Origin of the sequence: Lentimicrobium saccharophilum (assembly GCF_001192835.1) — a bacterium.
GTDB lineage: Bacteria > Bacteroidota > Bacteroidia > Bacteroidales > Lentimicrobiaceae > Lentimicrobium > Lentimicrobium saccharophilum.
On sequence record NZ_DF968183.1, the window covers coordinates 1,077,964 to 1,097,545 of the forward strand.

General features: G+C 44.3%; 14 protein-coding genes and 3 tRNA genes. 5 read left to right on the forward strand and 12 right to left on the reverse strand.

All coding sequences use genetic code 11. The features are described 5' to 3' along the window. Window positions 1-33: 33 nt before the first annotated feature. Window positions 34-1,143, reverse strand: a complete 1,110-nt coding sequence (locus TBC1_RS16220) for a GDP-L-fucose synthase family protein (RefSeq protein ID WP_062045663.1) — start codon at window positions 1,141-1,143, stop codon at window positions 34-36. Between the two features lie 31 nt (window positions 1,144-1,174). Beyond that, the gene (gmd, locus tag TBC1_RS16225; protein WP_062045118.1) at window positions 1,175-2,293 is read right to left on the reverse strand and encodes a GDP-mannose 4,6-dehydratase; all 1,119 of its coding nucleotides are present in this window, start codon (window positions 2,291-2,293) and stop codon (window positions 1,175-1,177) included. A 197-nt stretch (window positions 2,294-2,490) separates the two neighbouring features. Between gmd and TBC1_RS16230 the strand changes: the two genes are divergently transcribed. Genes TBC1_RS16230 through TBC1_RS16240 form a run of 3 tightly spaced genes read left to right on the forward strand, consistent with a single transcriptional unit; the run spans window position 2,491 to window position 4,925 of the window. Beyond that, the gene (locus TBC1_RS16230; protein WP_062045120.1) at window positions 2,491-3,276 is read left to right on the forward strand and encodes an ABC transporter permease; all 786 of its coding nucleotides are present in this window, start codon (window positions 2,491-2,493) and stop codon (window positions 3,274-3,276) included. Next, complete coding sequence (locus TBC1_RS16235) at window positions 3,263-4,312, forward strand: ABC transporter ATP-binding protein (RefSeq protein WP_062045122.1); 1,050 nt, start codon at window positions 3,263-3,265, stop codon at window positions 4,310-4,312. The genes TBC1_RS16230 and TBC1_RS16235 overlap by 14 nt, the downstream gene beginning before the upstream one ends. Before the next feature lie 52 nt (window positions 4,313-4,364). After that, a complete protein-coding gene (locus tag TBC1_RS16240; RefSeq protein ID WP_062045124.1) occupies window positions 4,365-4,925 on the forward strand; it encodes a hypothetical protein in 561 nt (186 codons plus the stop codon). 10 nt (window positions 4,926-4,935) lie between these two features. Here TBC1_RS16240 and TBC1_RS16245 read toward each other — a convergent pair whose 3' ends face one another. The 7 genes from TBC1_RS16245 to TBC1_RS16275 form a co-directional block, all read right to left on the reverse strand. Further along, window positions 4,936-7,587 (reverse strand): leucine-rich repeat domain-containing protein, encoded by a 2,652-nt coding sequence (locus tag TBC1_RS16245; RefSeq protein ID WP_062045126.1) that lies wholly within the window; start codon window positions 7,585-7,587, stop codon window positions 4,936-4,938. Continuing rightward, complete coding sequence (locus TBC1_RS16250; RefSeq protein ID WP_062045128.1) at window positions 7,580-8,407, reverse strand: hypothetical protein; 828 nt, start codon at window positions 8,405-8,407, stop codon at window positions 7,580-7,582. The genes TBC1_RS16245 and TBC1_RS16250 overlap by 8 nt, the downstream gene beginning before the upstream one ends. Window positions 8,408-8,526: 119 nt before the next feature. Then, window positions 8,527-9,102, reverse strand: a complete 576-nt coding sequence (locus TBC1_RS16255) for a hypothetical protein (protein ID WP_062045131.1) — start codon at window positions 9,100-9,102, stop codon at window positions 8,527-8,529. 6 nt (window positions 9,103-9,108) lie between these two features. Continuing rightward, on the reverse strand, window positions 9,109-9,798 hold the full coding sequence (locus tag TBC1_RS16260) for a hypothetical protein (protein WP_062045133.1): 690 nt from the start codon (window positions 9,796-9,798) through the stop codon (window positions 9,109-9,111). Between the two features lie 580 nt (window positions 9,799-10,378). Further along, window positions 10,379-11,191, reverse strand: a complete 813-nt coding sequence (locus TBC1_RS16265) for a hypothetical protein (protein ID WP_062045134.1) — start codon at window positions 11,189-11,191, stop codon at window positions 10,379-10,381. Window positions 11,192-11,464: 273 nt separating this feature from the next. Then, complete coding sequence (locus TBC1_RS16270; RefSeq protein WP_062045136.1) at window positions 11,465-12,790, reverse strand: FISUMP domain-containing protein; 1,326 nt, start codon at window positions 12,788-12,790, stop codon at window positions 11,465-11,467. Window positions 12,791-13,221: 431 nt separating this feature from the next. Continuing rightward, a tRNA-Leu gene (locus tag TBC1_RS16275) sits at window positions 13,222-13,309 on the reverse strand. An 814-nt stretch (window positions 13,310-14,123) separates the two neighbouring features. On the opposite strand from TBC1_RS16275, the gene TBC1_RS16280 reads away from it, so the two are divergent. Continuing rightward, window positions 14,124-15,653, forward strand: a complete 1,530-nt coding sequence (locus TBC1_RS16280; protein WP_062045140.1) for an IS5 family transposase — start codon at window positions 14,124-14,126, stop codon at window positions 15,651-15,653. Between the two features lie 233 nt (window positions 15,654-15,886). Here the strand turns inward: TBC1_RS16280 and TBC1_RS16285 are convergent. The 3 genes from TBC1_RS16285 to mutS form a co-directional block, all read right to left on the reverse strand. Further along, window positions 15,887-15,971 (reverse strand) — tRNA-Leu (locus TBC1_RS16285). Between the two features lie 42 nt (window positions 15,972-16,013). Beyond that, window positions 16,014-16,086: transfer RNA gene (locus tag TBC1_RS16290), tRNA-Gly, on the reverse strand. 54 nt (window positions 16,087-16,140) lie between these two features. Beyond that, entirely contained in the window at window positions 16,141-18,732 is a 2,592-nt protein-coding gene (gene mutS, locus TBC1_RS16295; RefSeq protein ID WP_062045665.1) for a DNA mismatch repair protein MutS, read from the reverse strand. A 153-nt stretch (window positions 18,733-18,885) separates the two neighbouring features. Here mutS and TBC1_RS16300 point away from each other — a divergent pair, with 153 nt between their 5' ends. Then, the gene (locus TBC1_RS16300) at window positions 18,886-19,434 is read left to right on the forward strand and encodes an RNA methyltransferase (RefSeq protein WP_062045141.1); all 549 of its coding nucleotides are present in this window, start codon (window positions 18,886-18,888) and stop codon (window positions 19,432-19,434) included. The last annotated feature ends 148 nt before the right edge of the window (window positions 19,435-19,582 follow it).

Here is a 19,582-nt window from a genome sequence, read left to right on the forward strand (position 1 = left end):
GTATGGGCTGGCGCGGGGCCGGCCCATTTTTTTTTACCCGGAAATGTAATGACGATAAACTGCGGCTATCCCTTCTTTTAATGACGTTCTAGCCTGCCACCCTAATGTGCTAAGTTTTGAAACATCCAGCAATTTCCGCGGAGTTCCGTCAGGCTTGCTTGTATCAAATACGATTTCACCTTTAAACCCCACAACCTCCTTAATCAAAAAGGCCAGATCTTTGATGGATACTTCTTTCCCGCTACCGATGTTAATGTGGGTGTTCCTTATCTCTGTTTTATCATTGCCTCCGGAGCTATTCCTGAGATCGGAAAAACTATGGTTTTCCATCACAAATACACAGGCATCAGCCATATCTTCTACCCAGAGAAACTCCCGCAATGGCTGTCCTGTGCCCCACAGCGAGAGTCTGACGTGGCGGTCATTGTCCTTAATGATTTCAGCAATTCCAAACCGGCCCAGGTAATTCAACAGCTCATGATCTTCTGTATCAATAGTGATCCCTTCTGCTTGGTTCCGGATCAGATCATTTCTGATTTCCCGGAGGTCGCCTTTTTCAAGACATTTTCCCAGATGAATTTTTCTGAGCAGTGCGGGAAGAACGTGCGAAGTTTCGAGGTTGAAATTATCGTTATAACCATACAGATTGGTCGGCATGACTGAAATAAAATCAGTTCCATACTGCAGATTATACGATTCGCACATCTTCATACCTGCAATCTTGGCGATGGCATAGGGTTCATTGGTATACTCCAGTTCACCGGTAAGCAGGCAATCTTCCGACATAGGCTGAGGCGCATTTTTGGGATAGACACAACTGCTGCCCAGAAACAACAATTTCTTCACGCCGTTGAGATATGCCTGATGAATTATATTATTCTGAATCTGAAGGTTTTCATAAATAAACTGCGCCCTGTATTTATTATTGGCCATAATACCTCCGACTTTGGCGGCGGCCAGAAAAACAAATTCAGGTTTTTCATACTCAAAAAACGCAGTAACTTTTGACTGGTCTGTCAGGTCTAATTCCTCAAAAGTTCTGGTGATTAAATTGACATATCCTTTTCGCTGAAGATTATTCATGATGGCGCTGCCTACCAAACCCCGGTGCCCGGCGATGTAAATCCTGCTGTCCTTATTCATTATGGCCATTGTTTATCGCTTTCTTTCAGGTTTATTCAAAATAGCTTAAGATATCATACCCGCCATCTCTCAGGTACCGATCTTTTTTCATCAGTTTGATATCTCCTTCCATCATATCTTTAACCAATCCTTTCAGGTCATATTCCGGAATCCAGCCCAGCTTCTCCCTGGCTTTTGTCGGATCTCCCAGCAACAGGTCGACTTCAGTCGGCCTGAAATACATAGGATCCACAGCAAGCACCTCTTTACCTGACGACAACTGATATTCCGGATTACTGCAACCGGTAACATACGCCTTTTCATCCACTCCTGATCCTTTAAATTCTATGGAAATACCTACCTCACCAAAGGCCAGTCTGACAAATTCCCTGACCTCTGTTGTAATCCCGGTGGCTATAACAAAATCTTCAGGTTTTTCCTGCTGAAGGATGAGGTACATTGCCCTGACATAATCCTTTGCGTGTCCCCAATCCCGTTTTGCCGAAAGATTTCCCAGAAACAATTTATCCTGCATACCCAAAGCAATGCGTGAAACGGCCATTGTAATCTTCCTGGTTACAAAGGTTTCTCCGCGAACAGGCGATTCATGATTAAACAATATTCCGTTTGCAGCAAAAAGCCCGTAGGCCTCCCGATAATTCACCGTAATCCAGTATGCATACATCTTAGCGACTGCATAAGGGCTCCGGGGATAGAAAGGGGTTTTTTCAGACTGCGGGATCTGTTGCACCAAACCATACAACTCGCTGGTAGACGCCTGGTATATCCTTGTCTTCCCGGCAAGGTTCAGCAACCTTACCGCTTCAAGTATCCTTAATGTTCCGATACCATCAGCATTTGCGGTATATTCGGGAGAGTCGAAACTCACCTTGACGTGCGACATGGCTGCAAGGTTATAGATCTCATCGGGCTGAACCTCCTGAATTATCCTTATGAGATTGGATGAATCGGTCATATCTCCGTAATGGAGAATAAAATTGCGGTTTTCAATATGCGGATCCTGATAAAGATGATCAATCCTGTTGGTATTGAATAAGGAACTGCGTCGTTTGATCCCGTGAACAATATACCCTTTGCGCAAAAGGAATTCGGCAAGATAGGCACCATCCTGACCAGTGACACCGGTAATCAGGGCTACTTTTTGTGACATAAAGCTTAAATTAGCGTTCTATATTACAAAACTAAGAAAAAACGACCAGTATAAACCGCATATACATTCATCTTGTTCAGGTAAAACTCTTTCCGCCGAAAAGAGCATCGGCATGGTCTACCGGACCGGAGACCCGACAGATAATTTTATATTACCTTTGCGATCAGAATATCTAAACATATCGGCTTTCCAGACCAATGAATCATCGTATCTTTTACCTGATGCTGAGCCTGAGCGGCGCAGTCATTCTTTTATTTATTATTGCGCCGCTTGCAGGGATTTTTATTAAAAGTGAAGGCAGTGAGCTATTGGCCGCGACCCGGGACAGCGAGGTCACGGGAAGTATCTGGCTGACCATTGGAACATCTATGGCAGCAACAGTAATTTTCGCAATATTGTCATTGCCATTTGCTTGGCTTCTGGCAAGGCGTAAGTTCAGACTGAAAAAGCTTGTATTGGGTATAATAGATCTTCCTGTAGTTATTCCGCACACAGCCGCCGGAATTGCATTATTGGGCGTTATATCGCGCGATTCATTGGTTGGCAGGCTGGCGGAGAAAGCCGGCATCGATTTCGTAGGGCATCCCTCTGGGATTATTCTGGCCATGGCTTTTGTAAGCCTTCCGTTTTTTCTAAATGCAGCCAGGGAAGGGTTTACCGGAGTTCCAGAGCGGCTTGAAAAGGCAGCATTAAACCTTGGCGCTTCCCCTTTGAGGGTATTTCTGACCATCTCCATACCGCTGGCCATGCGGCAGATTATCTCCGGTTCAGTGATGATGTTTGCCAGGGGAATGAGCGAATTCGGAGCAGTAATCATTATTGCATACCATCCTATGACGGCACCGGTGCTTATTTTTGAAAGGTTCAGTTCCTTCGGATTACAATATGCCCGACCGGTTTCGGTAATTTTTATAATCATTTCCGTCATATTGTTTCTTTTAATGAGATTGTTGGCAAGAGACCCTGAAAATGCTAGAAATTAGACACTTATATAAGGACTTCAAACGGTTTTGCATTAGCGATATCAACCTGAAAATCAACAGGGATGATTATTTTGTTCTGCTGGGCGCTTCAGGAGCCGGGAAATCGGTATTACTGGAACTCATTGCTGGAATTATACGACCCGACTCAGGCAGCATTTTACTGAACGGTAAAGAAATCACTCTTCTGCCGGTAGATAAGCGCAAAACCGGTCTGATCTTTCAAACCCCTGCGATCTTTCCGCATCTTACTGTAAAACAAAATATCGCCTTTCCCCTTTTCGCGGCAACCCGCCAGTTAGTCGAACCGAAAGTCAGATCTCTGGCTGAGCAGACCGGCATTTCACACCTGCTGAATGAAAAGCCGGCCAAACTCTCAGGAGGTGAGTTACAACGACTGGCCTTAGCCCGTACACTGGCATCTGAACCATTGATGCTGTTGCTCGATGAGCCCCTCTCTGCTGTCGATACGCCCATGAAGTCATCCCTCAGGGGGTTGTTGCGCGGCCTGAACCGCGATGGGATGCCGATGCTTCATGTGACGCATGACTTTGAAGAAGCAGTTGCCCTGGCCACAAAGATGGCAGTAATTGAGAACGGCAGTATCATCCAGACCGGAACCCCATCGGAAATCATTAATCAGCCGAAAAGCGGATTTGCTGCAGGATTTACCGGTGAGCAAAACTTCTTTAAATCAGAAATCAAAGGGCTTTATGCATTTATTGAAGCAGGCAGTTCCGGCAAGGACCGGTTCAGAATTCATCTTAACGAAATATTTGAGGAAGGGCCGGCCAGCATCCTGATCCGCAGCAGTCATGTTATCGTTGCAAAAGAAGAACCTGAACTGAGCACCACAAATAACTTCAGCGGAAGAATTACCTCGATCAGCCCGCTAAGAGAGGGTTATGAAATATGTATTGAAAACGGGCTCCGGTTTTATGCCCGGATTACCAGGGATGCGCTTGACAAACTCAGCCTTGCTCCCGGGCAGGAGGCATGGGCATGTTTCAAAGCTTCAGCTGTGGAAGTAATCCGTTAATTATGCTGCTATTTTATTCTTCTCCTGATCTGAAAACAACCCCGACCTTATCATGATCTCATTGCCTAACCTGATCATTATCGGAGGATCGTCGCGAAATGTAGGAAAAACATCCATATGCCTTGACCTGATTTCAAGGTATGCGTCAAAACTGGACATTACCGGCCTGAAAATTTCCGCCATTAAGCCGGAAGAGAAAATTTACCACGGAACCCATGGGCATGTGTTTAAGGGCAGAAATTTCAGGATCTATGAAGAGCCGAAACCTGATGACCATAAAGATACGGCCAGAATGCTGAAAGCCGGTGCAAAAAGAGCCGTTTACATCGAAGCAGCCGACGAGCACCTGGCAGAAGCATTTGCCGGATTCAGGAATTTATACGGAACAACCGGTCCGATTATCAGTGAATCAAGAAGCTTGAGAAAACTGGCAATTCCCTCACTCTTCATCCTGATAAAGCATTTTGAGGCGGCCCTGATAAAACAGGATTTTTATAAATACGAAGCCCTTGCAGATCTAACTGTAAACATCAAACCCGGCTGCAACACCTCTGCTTCCGTTGCTTCACGGATATTCTGGGATCAGGATCATTGGGCGCTTTCAGCGGACTAAAACCTTAGGCTCAGTAATAAATTACTTCCACTCCCGGTCTGGAGGACCTGAACTGATCGGCCCGTTTTGCGGAAACCCGCGTATTGTATATTTTAAGCGTTTTAAGGTTTGTCAGGTCTTCGAGTGGCTTAAGGTTGCTTACCCTGGTATTGAAGCAACTCAGATAAACAAGCTGGCGGGCAGATGACAAAGCATTTAATCTTGATATCTGCGTCCCTGAAATATCAAGAATTTCAAGCTCCGGAAGAAACTCCAGCGGGTCTATTTTACTCAAGGGCGTATTGGAGCAGTTCAGTTTTTTCAATGTCCGGTGAGTAGTAATCGGACTCAAATCCGACAACGGAGTGTCGGAGCAATCCAGTTCCTGAAGCCGCGTAATAAGACCCAACGGCAGGAGATCAGAGACCTGAACGCCACTCATATTCAGGACTTCAAGCCTTTTTAACATGGAAACCGGCATCAGGCTGACGATTTCCCTGTTTCGTGATATGTCCAGATTCCGTATAGATGCAATCTTGTGCAGCTGATCGCGATCTGGTTCAACCCCAACCGGCTCATATCCGGAAAAAACCCTTTTCCAGACCTGATCGAGAGAAGCCCACCATTTCTGAAGTTCGGGTGTCTGATAGATCACCAGAACGCCAGGAATGCTGTCCCATAACCTCTCCACAACCCGGCTAAGTCCGGGGACCCCATCTCCATAAATCAGTTCAAGGCGACTAAACCCAGAAAGTATTTCAAGATTCTGCGCCTGCAACTGATCGATTCCGATTCTGCGGAGATTGCTCAGGCCTTTCAGCGGGATGAGATCAACCACCTTTGTTCCTGAAATATTCAAATCCCTGAGCTTCTCAAGGCGGCTCAGGGGACCGGCATCAATTACCAAGGTATTCGAAACATCAAGTACCTCAAGATCAAACAGATCTTTGATCGCCATCAGATCTGTGATTCCCGTTGATGCTGCGTACAATTGATTGAGCGAACTTAGCTTGCGCAATGGATCAAGGGTTGTAATCCCCTGATTACCTGAAATATCTATCCGTCTCAGGAATGATATTTCATGCAACTGTTCCCTTTGCGGAGGTGAATCCAGGGGCAGCATTGCTGAGAAAACACCTTTCCATATATCAGGCATGGTCTGCCACCAGGCGGTGAGCTCCTCCGACTCATAAATTACTTTCACGCCAGGTTGCTGCTGCATGAACTCCTGGGCAATAGCCTTGTTTACAAATGTCTTATCGCAATAGATAACCTTTAACTTTTTCAGATTCTTCAGAGGCGCAATCTGTGCAACAGGAGAACGATCGAGATAAACATACTCAAGTGACGGCATTTCCGCAAGCGGGGAGATATCACTGATATAGGTCTGCACCAGAAGGACACGTTTCAGATTTTCCATCCCTGTCAGCGTGGTGAGATCATTCAGCGGAGTGCCTGATAAGTCAAGCACTTCGAGACCCGAAAGCCCGGAGAGACTTTCAAGCGATTTTACAGGTAAATTATTGAGCCGCAATTCCTTAAGCTTGATCAATTCACGGATGGGCGAAATGTCGTCTACTGACAATCCGGTCAGGAATAAGTATTCCAGCATTTTAAAATTGGCAACCGGTTCAATATCGGCAATAAAAGTATTTGACAGGTCAAGATAACGAAGGCTGGTAGAATACTGAAGCGCATTGATCGAACTGATCAATGTTCCGGAGGCAATGAAAGTTTCGAGTTTTGAAAGGTTCCGGATTGGCTCTGGCTTGACCACTTTCGCTCCTGAGATGTTAAGATGTTTGAGCGCGGTGAGCGCGCTGAGCGGATCGAGATCATAAATTCCCGGCACGCCGGAAATATCGATTTCTTCAGTACGCCATATCCTCCGGATCTCATTGAATACTCCTGCAGGTGACACAAAAAGGGTATCTCCCGTTTCCGTCGAATCGGCCTGACTGAAATTCCCGTTAGCCCTGACCATATAATCACGACCGATGGCAATTATTTCATGCATGGGAATATCCTCCCCTGCCAGCGTATTTCCTGAAAAAAAGTTTCTCCAGCCCTTCCCAAGATTGTTCCACCAGGTTATCAACTCCTGTTCTTCGCTCGACCTTGTGGTATAGATACTGGCAATCTTAAGATCCCTGCTGGCATCATCCAGGTTGATTTCTATGAAACGAGGCTTATTGTCATTGATCTTCACACCTTCCAGCGTAATTCCGTTCAGGTTACGGCTGGTCTTTATTTTAAAATACAATTCGCCTTTTTCATTTGTTTCCTGTGTAATTTCCTCAATCGTAAACCGGAAAGCCACCTCCCTGAAAAAGAAATCGATATCTTTCAGGTAAGCCTGTACATCTTTATTGGTAACGACATCCCGCTTTTCTACCAGATCATCCTCAATCTGTACCCTGGCATCACGGAAAAATTTGAGGAATGACTGGTTGATGATGATATCTTTCTCCTTATACTCAGCTTTGGCGCTGCCGAGGGTATTGAATGCATATTCCATGAAATTTACCAATTGGGCTGCCTGTTTCTGATAACCGGCCAGTTCTTCGGCCGATAAACCTGACACAGACGCGCTATCCGGCACTTTCTCATTCTGTTGCGCAAAGCCTGAAAAAGCAACAATCACCAACAGGAACAAAACACCAATCTGTAATAACTTATTCATGATAAATATATTTGAGTAAGATATTTTTCTGCTCTTCATTTATCTTCATTAAGCCTGAAATCAGCCAACCGGAATTGCCACCCGGCCTGTTAAAATCCGAAAGCTCAAAATACCATCCCGGAACCTGAAAAAAATGGAATTTCACGCTGCTTACAGTTTTAAACTTCAGGCTGCCTTTTTTGAATTCATACAAAAACAAAGTCAGATAATCCGGCAGGTAATCCTTTTCAGTATAGAGTTCTACATAATCCTTTTCTTTAAAAACCCTGACGAGATTCATGAAATCCAACTCATGACTGAGGGGGTGAAGGAAATGACTTCCGGTTTCCGTGTTCATGCTGAACATTAGCTGAAAATGCCTGAAATACACATTGGATATAACCCATTTGTGTCCAAGGTTTTCCTGCTCAAGCTTCAGAAACAGGGTCAATTCTTCATCCTTGCCCTGGTAAAGGAACCTGGTAGTGACTTCAGCAAACCACTGCCCATCGTGGAAGTTTAGAAAAGCCGGAGATTCCGGATCCAATACATCACTGATAAATGCATCTTTAAGCGGGTCGGTAATGGAGGAGTTCTGGTAATCAAAAAGCACATGAAGGTATTTCTGACGAAGATCGAAACTGCGGAAATCTTTATCGCCGCTGTAAAACCTGTCCCCGGTGGTACCCTCTTCGCCGTTGAAACGGCGGAAAAACTGATTAACCTGTTTGGTCTGGGCGATAAACACACTTTCATCCCCAAGCAGCGAATTAAATGCCTGAGCGTGCAATGCTGCAGGGAATATCATTGTTAACAGGGCAAAGAAAAAGGTCTTCCTCATGCGACAGATTTTGAAGCGTCAAATAATCAATGCTTTACCAGACAGCTTAATATAAAACTGGCTCGGGAATTGCACAATGGGGCACCCCGAGGCCAGAAAAATAATCAGTAAGGCACAGATCAGCCCGGCTTGGTTTCAGTTACCCTGATATCGCCCAGCAACACATCCCAGAAACCGATGATACGTCCGGATATCTGCGTGGTTTTCCTTTCAACATAAACCGTGACATCTTTCTTTGTGACGTCCACGTATCTGAGCCCTTCTTTGGTAGTTCCTTCAAAGCGCTGAAAAATGGTGATCACGCCAACGTACCTGCCGTCAGGTTGCCTTTCAAGATCGCTGATATATTGAATATTATACCAGGAAATGGTAACCTTGTCGTAATTCAGGGCCATAAGCCGCTCAAGATATTCCCTGATTCCATAGTAATTAACCTCTTCGCGGTTGATGGAAGAAACGCCCATCAGCGCACCGTCGGCAAACAACTCAAGGGTACGTTCAATCACCCGGTTTGCTTCCGACCAAGGCGTATCCTTATTACCCACAATACTGATGTACTTGCTGAGGTCCCTCACTTTTTCAAGTGCAAGTGAATCGATGGCCTGTTTACGCGACGGGGAGATATCGTCCTGTGCTGCCAGGTTTGCAGAAAAAGCAATAATCAGGGCAGCGGCTATGCTTAATATTCTTGTCATATCCCTTTACTTTTTAATGAGTTCAAGTTCTTTAATTTTTCCATTTGAATCAAAAACCGCATTCAGCACCTTGTTGGGCGATTTTTTCTGATCCTTGATAAACTCGAGGTACTTGCGAATGGTTGTAGGCCTGTCGTAATCCCTGATCTCGCCTTCACGGCTGATCAGAATAAGCACAGGGACATCTTCATTGGCAAATGCGGCCAGCGCTTCCCTTATTTTCATGTTGGCGGAAGCTACATCGCCGGCTCCGGCAATGGCATCCAGTGAATTGTTAATCTGGCGGTATTGTCCGCCTTCACGCAACTCCCGTTCCTTCGCTTCCTTTTCGCGCTGCAACCGTTCTTCCTCCTTTTTCCGTTCAAGGGCGGCCCTTTCGCGGGCAAGAATTTCTTCAGCCTGGCCTATCAGGTCATTGATTTCATTGTCATCAATACCCATACGCTTGACAGCCGCCAGTTTGAATTCCTTTTCTTCAAGGGTCATCCTGCCATCGTCGTTGATAATTGCCAGCAGATCTGATTTGGCTTTTGCCTTTTTCTCTGCAAGCTCCTGAGCTGCCTTCTTCTTTGCAGCTTTCTTCTGACTGGTACATGAACTGAAACCGGCCCCAAGGGATACCACCAGCATCATGATCAAAAACAGCCTGAAATTACCCGTTGTTCCGGTACGGAAGGGATTACTTTTTCTCATCATAAATCAGATATTTTGAATTAAAACTCACAAAGTGAACAAATATTATGTTCAAATTCCTTCTTAAAACCGCTATTTAACATAATTTGCAGTTCAGGTCAACAAAAGTAATTCATTTTAAGTCTTAATAACAATAATCAGCCGGGTGAAGCGGTAAAATAGTTTACAGACCCTGCATGGTGCAGCGAATGAATATCATAAGGTGTTCGGGTGTTAAGGTGTTTAAGTTTAATTCAAGGATTCAAGGATTCAAAGATTCAAAAATTCAATAATTAGAATACTCTATACCATCGATTTATCTGTTATTCAATTTTTAGAAATTAAAAATTAGAAATCAGAAATTCTAACAGGCCGGATGTTCAATACCGGGATTCAGAAAAAAAATCCCTGCATCGGAAGGCAGGGATCAGAGGAATATTCCGGACTAAAGCAGGCCACCCAATCCGGAGTAAAGCAAGCCCGTTAATCCGGGTTATATTGTCAATCCCATTTTTCTTATGACTTACAATTATACCAATGATTTTGTTTTTAGTCAGCGACTGCGTTTAAGACTTATTTGTTATGTGTTGTAAATTATTATATTTCAATCATTTGCAAGCTTGAAATTTAATAAATAATCCAATAATTTTGAATGAATCAGACTTAAATTACATCCTTTGCTTTCAATTAATTGTCCATTTGTTTTAATCACGAAATTACTCGTTTCTCCGTCAATCGGGCATCCTCTCTCAAATGGTAAATAAATTGAATAATAATCGGCTAGTTTTTGTTTTAAAATCAAAATTTCTGAATCATTTAGCTGTTCCTTGATTATTTTGTGCTTTCTCTTGAATCGTCTTGATTTCAGCGGTAAGTAAGTAATCTTATCGTAATAGTTTCCTTGGTTATCAATCCGAATCAATCTGTTATCAGACCACGGTGTCAGATATTCAAGCTCAATGTACTCAAAATCAAAAATCTTACTTGAGAATAATTTTAAATCCTTATATTCAAGCTGAAAATTACTTGGCGAAATAAGAGTCAATGTACTATCAGTCTGTTTTGAAATATTATATTTTAATCGTTTGACTTTGTATCCTAATGGCGTGTTTGGCTCGTATTCATTCTTCTTTATAATCAAATCATTTCCGATAATCTCATATTTTGCAGTATCACGGACTTGATATAAAGATGAATAAATCAATGAATCATTAATCAGCTCGACAAAATTAAAATCAGAATCAACCAGAAATTTTCCAATCAATTCAGTCTTTAAAACTTGTCCAAAAGTTAATTGACAAGAAATCAAAACGCTAAATATGATTATCTGTGTCTTCATTTTTATTACACATAACGTTCCCGGGCTATGAAGCGTTTCGGTTTTAAAAGTTTCCGCTTTTCGGATTTCTACTACCATTCGGAAATAGTAAGGACGCTAAATTAACCTCCGTAACAACAATGCTTTATGAGCCTGTTTTACCCAAAGTAATTCCTTGTTTTTTCAGGCTTTCTCTAACATTGTACTTGTATTCCCTGCTAAAATCTTTAGTAAACTGAAATATCTCAAGCAAAAGGTCATAACAGGCTTTATATACCGGAAGATCATAATGTAAACCCATAATTCAAAAAAAATCGATCCTGCCATAGGCGGGATACCGCAATTGTCAAATAGACAAATAGTCAAAGAGTCTTAATCCCTGAGGCAACGAACAGAGAAGCCAATTTGCTTACTGCCGTAGCTCCTGTAGACATAGCTGTAATTGTAAAGCAGGGTTCGGTACCAGGCAAGGCTTGAACTGAACTCACCGGAACTCCAGAAGTAACCGTACGCACCAATGTAGCTGAATGTACCATTGCCGTAGCGGTAGCCCCCCGGAAGACCTGAAAATCCGCTCTCATTGGTTGCTCCGGTATTGGGTAAAATCCACCATGGGTGTGCATCGGATTCTGTGCGGGTACTCTTCATTTTACCACCGGCAATGCTTTCACCACCAAGGTAGTCGGTTAAAATTATCCATTCAGAATCGGTCGGTGTATGCCAGCCGGCCGGGCAAAGTCCCTTGCTATCAACCACTGCATACCAATTGTACAATGCGCCGTAACTGTCTTTCCAAGAAATGTCGTTGTCATACCAAGCATAAGCGCCGGTAGTAAGGTTGATCCAGGTATTGTCGTCCGTGACATTGGGAATGGCAGTACCGTTCCGATAGGTTGTGGTTTTCAGGTTCTCTTTCATCCAGCATTGATTACCTATCTGCACAGTATTATATACATTGCCATCAATATCGGTTATCGTTGGAGTACCGGGGCATGGATCGCCGGTATAATGAAAATAATAGGTCTCGTCACCTGTGGGTGAACTCGTAATGACTCGTTCACCAAGATCAGTAAAAGAAGTGAATTTAAGTGTGTCACCCAGTCCAAATACAAAAATGTTCAGAAGGTTTCCCGATTTATAATCCCCGGCTCCGGTTTTCAGCTGCCCGTTGTATCCCAGTTTGTAAAATCCTGAAGCATCCGCATCGGTTGGATAATTTAACAATTTTATTGTTCGGGTTTGATTATCTGCACGGGCAGTGAGAAAATAGAGGCTTTCCCTGCCAGGGTAAAAGGTGAAGGAATGGGTGCCCTGTTCTAACGGAAATTCCTGATTGGCCACCTCTCTTCCCAACACATCACTGACAGTAACCACAACCTCCTCTCTTTCATTCAAAAAAAGCTCAATTGTCGTTTTGCCTATTATTGGATTTGGGTAGTTTTGGGAAAGGGAAAAACCTTTGCCGCTGAAAGTGCCGATTTCTTCCATTCCGGTGATATAGTCTAATACTAAAACAGTATCAGGTGCATAAAGCGTGGTGTCCCCACCCTGGGTCAGGTTCTCGATCAGGATGCTGTTCAATGGCAGATGCTGGGTATTGCTATCGGCGGTATAGGTCAGGGTCATTGTTGCTTTCTGGGCCATCGCGCCCGTGATCATTGCGATCATTAAAACGGTAGGCAAAAATCTTTTTTTCATAAAACATCAATTTAATTTCTTAGAACTCTGTGATCATTTTAAGCTGTCTTATTTGATGTATGCTTTCTCTTCATTATGTTGGCTAAAAAGTGTATATCCGCGACTAAACCAAGGACTTTAATCTGTCCTAATGGTTAGCCATAACTTATTGTCAATCAAGACAAAATTCAACAAAATAGCGATGCAATGCACATTTTTAAACGCTAATAAGCGCTTGGAATTGCCAAATTATCTGCGCAACTCAGGCCCAAATATATAACATTGAAATAAAAAGAGCAATAAGAGATTGGGATTGCAGCAGTACTTTGCATAAGCTATTACGGAAAGGCTGGTATTATTTACCACCTATCAGAAAAGTTTCAGAATGCTACAAGGCCAAATTAAAAACTTCTATATTACATTCAATTACAAATGATTATCGAAGTTTATAGGTACCCGAAGCCGGGGTCGAACCGGCACGGCCACAATGGCCAAAGGATTTTTAAGTCCTTCGTGTCTGCCAATTCCACCAACCGGGCATCCGGCAGGCAGACAAAAAAATTCGCCGCACCCAAGTAGAATTGCCGCCGCGACATATCTGCACCTTCGGTTTATGTTACGAAATTTCAGAAATATGCCATCTTTTCAGTTTCTGTCATGCTTAAAAACAGCGTGCTGATTTGCATATGATTGCTCCGTGATTGCTCCGTACCTAGTCTATGATTGGCTCGAGGCGGAGAAATGCGTTTTAACCGGATTTAAAAACCCCTTTAAAAGCCCAATATAACCCTGAAAAAGGCCATTCCGGGCCTCTTTTTACATCCGTTTACACACTTTTACATCCGGATGTCAGTAAGCTTTCCATTTTACTTATGCCATTTCCTGACAGATGAGTGCATAAGGATGCAAATTTCATGTCAAAACGGAAATGAAACTGAATTTCTATAATACTTTGTAATCCCAGAAAAGTAAAGCAGAGCGGAAAAATTATCAGCTTTCGCATAAGCGGCCTTCTAAAGTTGACCTTCAAAGGCTTATATTCAAAAAAATGAATAATCTTAATGCGATCTGAAACAAGGGTCAGGTTTAGGCAGCCGTGTTGCGAAAGCGCGGCCCCGCGGCCTGAGCGGATAAAAAGATGAATGTTCGCTTATGAAAATTGCATCAGAACCTAAAAAAAGAAGACCTAACAAGTTGGAAGAGAACTTGTTAGGTCAGTTCGTTGACAGATTCAGGCCGGGACAAAACTACTCCGGTTGGCTAAGAATGTGTAAATAGGGTCTGCTGTTAAAGTATAAAAACCTTGTCCGATAGCAGATTGTGGTTATATTTGGGGTAACAAATGCATGGATTTATGCGGAAGACTTATAAAAAGCTTGCACCAACCCCCAAATATGTCAGTCCGGCTCAACTGACCCTCGAAGGATTCGAGACACCATTCGAGCGCTCACTTAACCCGAAAAATCGATGGGTAGTTTTGGCCCGATTGATTCCATGGGATGAGATATGCAATATTTATCTTAAACATATTGGCATCAGCCCTACTGGCAGGCCACCAATCAGCCCACGGATAGTCATAGGGTCACTTATTATTAAGCACCTGTGCAATCTGGATGACAGGGAAACAGTAGATCAAATCTCGGAGAACATCTACATGCAATATTTTCTTGGATATCCTAGTTTTAGTGACCAGGCTCCATTTGACCCATCGCTGTTGACAGACTTTCGCAAGAGGTTAAGCATTGATCAGGTAAATGCCATAAATGAACGCATCGTATTTCTGAAGGCCAAGTTTGAATCACAGCAGGGCAATGCTCCGAAACCAGAGGATAAATACAGATCAGAAGACAATGAACAGGAACCGGACAACAAGGGCCGTCTGATTATTGATGCAACAGCTTGTCCACAAGATATAGCATACCCGACAGACCTTGATCTGCTCTCAGATGCAAGGGAGAAGACGGAACAACTCATAGACAAGTTGTATAATCCACAACTTCATATAAAAAAGCCAAGGACCTACCGACAGGTAGCCCGAAAGAGATATTTGCAAACTGCACAGAAGAAAAACAAGTCAAAAAAGGTTATTCGCAAAGCTGTTGGTAGTCAGCTGAGGTTTCTTGCACGCAATTTACGTTCGGTAAACAGTATGTTGGACAGCTACGGTCAAATTCCGCTTGAGCCCAAAGATCACAAGTATTTGTTGGTAATCAATACGCTTTTCGAACAGCAGAAGCAGATGTACGACAACCACAGCCACAGTATTGAAAGCAGGATTGTAAGCATTCACCAGCCCCACGTAAGACCAATTGTAAGGGGCAAGAGCCATGCAAAAGTTGAGTTTGGGGCTAAGATTCATATATCGCTAATCGATGGAATCTCATTTCTGGATGAGCTTAGCTGGGAAGCGTTCAATGAAGGAAGTCACATGATGGATTACATCGAACGGTACAGGAAAAGATTTGGATTTTATCCTAAAGAAGTGCTGGCAGATCAAATATATTGCAATCGTTCAAACAGAGCAGCTCTGAAGGAAAAGCAAATTAAACTATTAGCCAAGCCGCTTGGCAGGCCTTCGGCAGTGTCAATTCACGTAAGTCCGGGAGAAAGGAATCCAATCGAAGGCAAGTTCGGACAAGCCAAAACCGGTTACGGGTTAAATCGCATCAGGGCAAGGCTGAAGGGAACAAGCGAAACGTGGATTGCGAGCATATTTTTAGTGCTCAACCTGGTCAAACTGGCCGGGTTGGGTGCCCTATCCTTGCCTGGTAGATTGGCTATGAGTTTTTCAGCAATGCTGTTGCAGTTTGAAGGAATTGATTTTGGACCGGAAAGATCATGGCGCCGGAATGTTTGCCTATATGCATATGTAATCCTCAGATAAATTGTAAGCAGATGCCTGCCGTTAATGTTGATGTAAAACGTTTGAGTTTTTCAGCAGACCCTAAATATGAAAATGTAAACCCTGATATTTCAATTTATATTGTTACCTATATACTATAAAGATCTGTTTTTTAGAAATTAAAAATCAGGAATTAGAAATTCGAACAGGCCGGATGTTCAATACCGGGATTCAGAAAAAAAATCCCTGCATCGGAAGGCAGGGATCAGAGGATGTACCCGAGGCCGGGGTCGAACCGGCACGGCCGCAATGGCCAAAGGATTTTAAGTCCTTCGTGTCTACCAATTCCACCACTCGGGCATCCAACAGGTAGAAAAAAAAACCCCGAAGATTCGGGGTCCGAGCGGAAGACGGGACTCGAACCCGCGACCCTGACCTTGGCAAGGTCATGCTCTACCAACTGAGCTACTTCCGCTTATCGCTTTAGCGGGTGCAAATATACAACCAGTTTTCTATCTGCCAAAAAAAATCACGATTTTTTTAAAAGTTTTTTGATTTCATTCAGTTTCATCAGCGCTTCCACCGGCGTAAGGGTATTGATATCAGTATCCAGGATATCTTCCCTGATTTGTTCAAGCAGCGGATCATTCAGCTGAATAAAGCTCAACTGGAAAGGATCACCGGCAGCCTTTCCCCCCTTTTTCCTGGCCGGTGTACCCTGCAACTGCCCTCCCCCATGCGATTGCTCCAGCAATGCCAGCATTTCATTGGCCTTCTCGAGCACCGTTTTAGGCATGCCGGCCATGCGGGCTACGTGGATGCCAAAGCTGTGCTCACTCCCGCCAGGCTCCAGTTTACGCATGAAAATCACTTTGTTTCCGGCCTCCTTGACTGAAATATGGAAGTTCTTAATCCGCCGGTAGTGACTGGCCATTTCATTCAATTCATGATAGTGCGTGGCAAAAAGAACTTTTGCCTTGAACAACGGATGCTCGTGAAGAAACTCTGAAATGGCCCAGGCAATGCTGATGCCATCGTAGGTACTGGTGCCGCGGCCGATCTCATCAAGCAGGATCAGGCTTCTGTTCGAAATATTGTTCAGGATGCTGGCGGTTTCATTCATCTCAACCATAAAGGTCGACTCTCCGGACGAAATGTTATCGGAAGCCCCGACACGGGTAAAAATCTTATCAACCAGACCTATCTGCGCTTCACCGGCAGGAACAAAACAACCAACCTGAGCCATCAGCACAATCAATGCTGTTTGCCGGAGTAAAGCTGACTTCCCCGACATATTCGGGCCGGTAATGATGATGATTTGTTGCGTTGAATCATCCAGAAACACATCATTGGCAATATACTTTTCGCCCGGGGGCAGATGTTTTTCAATCACGGGATGACGGCCACCGGCAATACTCAGGCGGAATTCCTCATCAATTTCAGGCCTGACATATTGATTTTCAGCGGAAACGCGCGCGAACGACAAAAGACAATCGAGTTTTGCCACAACCCCGGCATTGGTCTGTATCGCCTCAATGTAATCCATCAGGCCCGAAACAAGGTTGTTGTACAAAGCCGTTTCCAGATTGAGCATACTTTCTTCCGCATTCAGGATTTTTTCCTCATACTCTTTCAGCTCCGGGGTTATGTAGCGCTCCGAATTCACCAGGGTCTGCCTTCTTTCCCATTCGGGCGGCACCTTGTCCTTATGCGTGTTGGTTACCTCAAGATAATATCCGAAAACATTGTTATAGGCCACTTTGAGTGACGGAATTCCGGTGCGTTCCGATTCGCGCTGCTGCAGCCTTGCCAGATAATCCTTGCCGGAATGGGCCAGTTCGCGCAATTCATCCAGCTCGGGAGAAACACCGGGGGCAATGACATCTCCTTTGTTCAGCATCACCGGCGGATCAGGATTCAGTTCCCTGCCTATCCTGTCTGTCATCCGGGCACACAGATTGATCAGTTCAGCCATAAGGTTCATCGGCTCAACCGGAGAGCCGGAACAGATTTCCTTAACAGGGCCTAGGGCCAGCAGCGCCCGGCGCAACTGCACCACTTCGCGCGGATTGATGCGCCCCACAGCCACTTTGGAGATGAGGCGTTCCATATCGCCCATCACCCGAATCTGCTGATAAAGCGACTCAGCAATCGCCTGCTCCTTCATCAGATACTCAACGACATCCAGGCGATCGTTGACCGGCTTCTTTTCTTTCAATGGCAAAACCAGCCATCGGCGCATCAGCCTCGATCCCATGGGTGAAATGGTCTGATCCAGCACATCTATCAAGGTAGTAGCCTGATCGTTGGGAGAATACAGAATTTCGAGGTTGCGGACGGTAAATTTATCCAGCCACACGTAATGATCCTCCTCCACCCTTGATATGCGACAGATATGGCTGACTTTGTCATGCTGTGTTTCGGCCAGATAGTGCAATGCGGCACCAGCCGCAATGACCCCGTTACCCTGATCTTCAACGCCGAAACCCTTGAGGGAAAGGGTATCAAAATGCCGGAGAAGGAGCTCCTGACCGAAATCAATGGTGAATACCCAATCTTCAAAAGTATTAATATAGAATTTTTCGCCGAAGAGCGCGATAAACTCCTGCCGTTTCGACTTCTGAACAATGACTTCGCTGGGATGGAATGTCTGGAGCAGTTTGTCTATGTAGTCATTATTGCCCTGCGCGATCAGAAATTCACCGGTGGAGATGTCCAGAAAGGCAATCCCCGTGGATTTCGGGAGCAGGTGAATGCTGGCCAGAAAATTATTCTGCTTGTTTTCAAGCACTTTATCGTTATAGGAAACGCCCGGCGTTACCAATTCAGTAACCCCTCTTTTTACAATCTTCTTGGTGAGTTTAGGATCTTCAAGCTGGTCGCAGATGGCCACCCTGTGGCCTGCCCTCACCAGTTTGGGCAGGTAGGTATCCAGCGCGTGGTGGGGAAATCCTGCAAGCTCTACATATGAGGCAGCACCGTTGGCCCGGCGGGTCAGCACAATCCCCAGAATTGCAGAGGCTTTGACAGCATCCTCTCCGAATGTTTCATAAAAATCACCCACCCGGAATAACAGTAAAGCATCCGGGTATTTTGCCTTGATGGAGTTGTATTGCTTCATCAGGGGCGTTTCAACTACACTTGCGGTTTCCTTTGCCAAATGTTCTCCCTTTTTCTGAAAGGAAACAAAAATAATGACTTTGGCCTAAACTGAGACCGGTTGTTCATAAATCGCAGGACTTATTAATTTTGCATTAATCAAAAATGATTGAATATGAGCTTTACAAAACTGACCACCGAACAGCTGAACAGATTAGATATCAACGACTTCAGGGAATCAACCAAGCTGCCATTGGTGGTGGTACTTGACAATCTGCGCAGTCAGCATAATACAGGCTCAATTTTCAGAACTGCCGATGCCTTCCGGCTTGAGGGAATACATTTGTGCGGAATCACAGCTATACCGCCCGCCCGTGAAATCCATAAGACCGCGCTCGGGGCCACCGAATCGGTTCAGTGGAAATATTTTGAAACCACCATGGATTCTGTGAGGCAGTTAAAGGATGAAGGATACATCATCGTTGGTATTGAACAGACGGATCGGAGCAGGATGATCGGCAATTTTAAAGCAGAAACTGACAAAAAATATGCAATTATTCTGGGAAACGAGGTTCATGGAATCGGCGAGGAGGTGCTTGCCCTCTGCGATTTATGCATAGAAATTCCGCAATACGGAACGAAACACTCATTGAATGTTTCTGTTTCTGCAGCGATTATGATCTGGGAGTTTTTCAGGCAAACGGGTCATCTGCTGGATAGCTGAAATTTCGTAATCTGAGAAACAAGTATTTTATTAAAACTCTGTTATCACCGATAAGAACTGGTATGTTTACGCTAGATTTGAAATTAATATATATGACATAGTTATTACTTTTTTAAATAAACCTGATAAATGATGAATCCCCTTTAAC

Excerpts from the sequence above, each read along its gene's own strand:
- TBC1_RS16220 (WP_062045663.1), bottom strand. The coding sequence starts at position 1,143 with ATGAATAAGGACAGCAGGATTTACATCGCCGGGCACCGGGGTTTGGTA.
- gmd (WP_062045118.1), bottom strand. The coding sequence starts at position 2,293 with ATGTCACAAAAAGTAGCCCTGATTACCGGTGTCACTGGTCAGGATGGT.
- TBC1_RS16230 (WP_062045120.1), top strand. The coding sequence starts at position 2,491 with ATGAATCATCGTATCTTTTACCTGATGCTGAGCCTGAGCGGCGCAGTC.
- TBC1_RS16235 (WP_062045122.1), top strand. The coding sequence starts at position 3,263 with ATGCTAGAAATTAGACACTTATATAAGGACTTCAAACGGTTTTGCATT.
- TBC1_RS16240 (WP_062045124.1), top strand. The coding sequence starts at position 4,365 with ATGATCTCATTGCCTAACCTGATCATTATCGGAGGATCGTCGCGAAAT.
- TBC1_RS16245 (WP_062045126.1), bottom strand. The coding sequence starts at position 7,587 with ATGAATAAGTTATTACAGATTGGTGTTTTGTTCCTGTTGGTGATTGTT.
- TBC1_RS16250 (WP_062045128.1), bottom strand. The coding sequence starts at position 8,407 with ATGAGGAAGACCTTTTTCTTTGCCCTGTTAACAATGATATTCCCTGCA.
- TBC1_RS16255 (WP_062045131.1), bottom strand. The coding sequence starts at position 9,102 with ATGACAAGAATATTAAGCATAGCCGCTGCCCTGATTATTGCTTTTTCT.
- TBC1_RS16260 (WP_062045133.1), bottom strand. The coding sequence starts at position 9,798 with ATGATGAGAAAAAGTAATCCCTTCCGTACCGGAACAACGGGTAATTTC.
- TBC1_RS16265 (WP_062045134.1), bottom strand. The coding sequence starts at position 11,191 with ATGGTAGTAGAAATCCGAAAAGCGGAAACTTTTAAAACCGAAACGCTT.
- TBC1_RS16270 (WP_062045136.1), bottom strand. The coding sequence starts at position 12,790 with ATGAAAAAAAGATTTTTGCCTACCGTTTTAATGATCGCAATGATCACG.
- TBC1_RS16280 (WP_062045140.1), top strand. The coding sequence starts at position 14,124 with ATGCGGAAGACTTATAAAAAGCTTGCACCAACCCCCAAATATGTCAGT.
- mutS (WP_062045665.1), bottom strand. The coding sequence starts at position 18,732 with ATGAAGCAATACAACTCCATCAAGGCAAAATACCCGGATGCTTTACTG.
- TBC1_RS16300 (WP_062045141.1), top strand. The coding sequence starts at position 18,886 with ATGAGCTTTACAAAACTGACCACCGAACAGCTGAACAGATTAGATATC.